The organism is Roseobacter sp. HKCCD6576-2 (genome assembly GCF_013179285.1).
Lineage (GTDB): Bacteria > Pseudomonadota > Alphaproteobacteria > Rhodobacterales > Rhodobacteraceae > Rhodophyticola > Rhodophyticola oceani.
In genome coordinates, this window is the sequence record NZ_WVNW01000043.1 from 1 (window position 1) to 2,928 (window position 2,928).

General features: G+C 58.9%; 2 protein-coding genes. Both read right to left on the minus strand.

What is annotated here, in order from left to right; genetic code table 11:
- Window positions 1-746 (minus strand): hypothetical protein (locus tag GTF44_RS21785; RefSeq protein WP_171563127.1); only part of this gene is annotated, 746 nt, incomplete at its 3' end.
- 186 nt (window positions 747-932) lie between these two features.
- Entirely contained in the window at window positions 933-2,732 is a 1,800-nt protein-coding gene (lepA, locus tag GTF44_RS21790) for a translation elongation factor 4 (protein WP_171563126.1), read from the minus strand.
- Between the last annotated feature and the right edge of the window lie 196 nt (window positions 2,733-2,928).

Below are 2,928 nucleotides of genomic sequence, written 5' to 3' on the forward strand. Positions count from 1 at the left end.
TGAGAAAAGACGAAAAACTCTTGCCCTCGGCGGCAGAAGGTTGGGTAGCGGAGCACATCCTCATTGTTCCAGTCGCGTCCGGGTCTCAACGCTACCTTCATATCCACTTTTGCGGCAGCGTCCATCTCTTCCGCTGTTCTGTCCGCTGTGAAAAAGGAAGCGAAATGTGAAAGTACACCACCCTGTTCCCCATCAAAGCCAAGCATCTCTTCCAGTGTAGACCTGAATGCTCCAACACCCAAGTCAATCTCTTTGACGCCATCTTGTAAGGCGCGCCGTAGCTGCTCAGTGTCCAGTTCAGCTCTTAAGTGAAATCTTGCTGGGTCATCGTCCGGATGAAAAGCCAACAAAAGCGCGGAAAGGTATCTTGCCACAGAGGACTCGCGAACGGCTGAATTGTGCGTGGTCCACATGAGATGATCTCCGTCAAGCAAGCACAGGACCTGCGCTTGCACGAACTCCATGCCATCCGGTGCGTTCGCTTCTTCAGCGTCTAATTGGGCGGCGCGCTCTAGCGCTGGAATTACGGCGGCAGTAGCACCCTCCTGTACTGCAATTAGACTCAGGAAGATACGGCCATTTCTGTCAATGCGACGCGCAATTATGCACTCAAGCTCATCGGAAAGGGAAAAGGTTGCTTCGCCGTCCCATTCATCTAGTGCTGTCGCCACCTTTTCGGTTAGGCTCGCCCCTTCGTTATGCTCTTCGAACCAGAAAGCTCGACGATAATGGCCAGTTTTTCTCATCTCGATTTCCGCTACGCTGTTTGCAAAAGGGGATACTCTCAGCAAACTGCAACAAACGAAACTAACAGTCCATCTTCAATCTAACATGTACCAGCGCCACTCCACCCTGGCATCAGTCAGACTTTTGCAGGCAAAAGTCGCCTCCACCACCCCAATCTGCCTTCAACGGGCTCAAGATGAACAGCTTCAGTTGTCCATTTTCAGCGCGCTAATAAACGCGCTTTGGGGAATTTCGACTTTCCCAAACTGGCGCATCTTCTTCTTCCCGGCTTTCTGCTTGTCGAGCAGCTTCCGTTTCCGCGTCGCATCGCCGCCGTAGCATTTCGCGGTCACGTCTTTCCGCAGGGCGGAGAGCGTCTCACGAGCGATGACTTTGCCGCCGATGGCCGCCTGGATCGGGATCTTGAACATGTGGCGCGGGATCAGGTCTTTGAGCTTTTCGCACATGGCCCGGCCGCGCATTTCGGCGCGGTCGCGGTGGACCATCATCGACAGCGCGTCGACCGGTTCGTCATTCACCAGCACCTGCATTTTGACCAGCGCGTCCTCGCGGTAGCCGATCATCTGGTAGTCGAAGCTGGCATAGCCTTTGGTGACGGATTTCAGCCGGTCGTAGAAGTCGAACACGACCTCGTTCAGCGGCAGGTCATAGACCACCATCGCGCGGGTGCCGGCATAGGTGAGGTCCATCTGGATGCCGCGGCGGTCTTGGCAGAGTTTCAGGACATCGCCGAGGTATTCATCGGGGACCAGGATGGTGGCTTTGATCCGGGGTTCTTCGAGGTGGTCGACATGGGTCAGGTCGGGCATGTCGGCGGGGTTGTGCAGCTCCCGCATGGTGCCGTCGCGCATGTAGATATGGTAGATCACCGAGGGCGCGGTGGTGATCAGGTCGATATCGTATTCGCGTTCGAGCCGGTCGCGGATGACTTCGAGGTGCAGGAGGCCGAGGAAGCCGCAGCGGAAGCCGAAGCCAAGGGCTGCGGAGGTTTCCATCTCGTGGGAGAAGGAGGCGTCGTTCAGCGCCAGTTTCTCGATCGCGTCGCGGAGGTCTTCGAATTGCGCGCTGTCGACCGGGAAGAGGCCGCAGAAGACAACGGGTTGCGAGGGTTTGAAGCCGGGGAGTGCGGTTTCCGCGCCTTTGCGCTCATGGGTGATGGTGTCGCCCACGCGGGTGTCGCGGACCTGTTTGATCGACGCGGTGAGGAAGCCGATTTCGCCCGGGCCCAGTTCGGCAATGTCTTCCATTTTCGGGCGGAACACGCCGAGCCGGTCAACTGGGTAGGTGCCGCCGGTGCCCATCATCTTGATCCGGTCGCCTTTCTTGATCACCCCGTCGATGACGCGGATCAGGACGACGACGCCGAGATAGGGGTCGTAATAGCTGTCGACCAGCATGGCTTTGAGCGGGGCGTCGCGGTCACCGTTGGGGGAGGGGAGGCGGGTGACGATGGCCTCCAGCACGTTGGGGATGCCCAGGCCGGTTTTGGCGGAGATCTCGACGGCGTCATGGGCTTCGATGCCGATGACGTCCTCGATTTGCGCGCGAACCCGGTCGGGCTCGGCTGCGGGCAGGTCGACTTTGTTGAGGACCGGCACGATTTCGTGGTCGGCGTCGATGGCCTGGTAGACATTGGCCAGCGTCTGCGCCTCGACGCCTTGGGAGGCGTCCACGACCAGGAGCGAGCCTTCGACGGCCTGCATCGAGCGGGAGACCTCATAGGCGAAATCCACATGGCCCGGCGTGTCGATGAGGTTGAGGATATAGGTTTCGCCATCCTGGGCGGGGTATTCGATGCGGACGGTGTTGGCCTTGATGGTGATGCCCCGCTCGCGCTCGATATCCATGCTGTCGAGGAGCTGCTCCTGCATATCCCGCGCGGCCACGGTGCCGGTGAGTTGGATCAACCGGTCGGCCAGGGTGGATTTGCCGTGGTCGATATGCGCCACGATGGAGAAATTGCGGATGCGGGAGAGGTCGGTCATGGACGGCCCTTGGGTGTGTGTTTCAAGGGGATGTAGCCGAGAGCCGGGGTGGAGGGAAGGGGGATGCGCGGTGGGGCCGGCGAATGCTGGATGAAAGCTCCAGCGGAGCTTTCAAGCCGCGAAGGGGCGCGGCAAAGGGCGTATTTCGTTGAAAAACTCGAGCTTGATCGGGAGGTAAGTCGCTGATTCAATTCTT

Coding starts and splice junctions, on each gene's coding strand:
- lepA (WP_171563126.1), bottom strand. CDS start 2,732: ATGACCGACCTCTCCCGCATCCGCAATTTCTCCATCGTGGCGCATATC.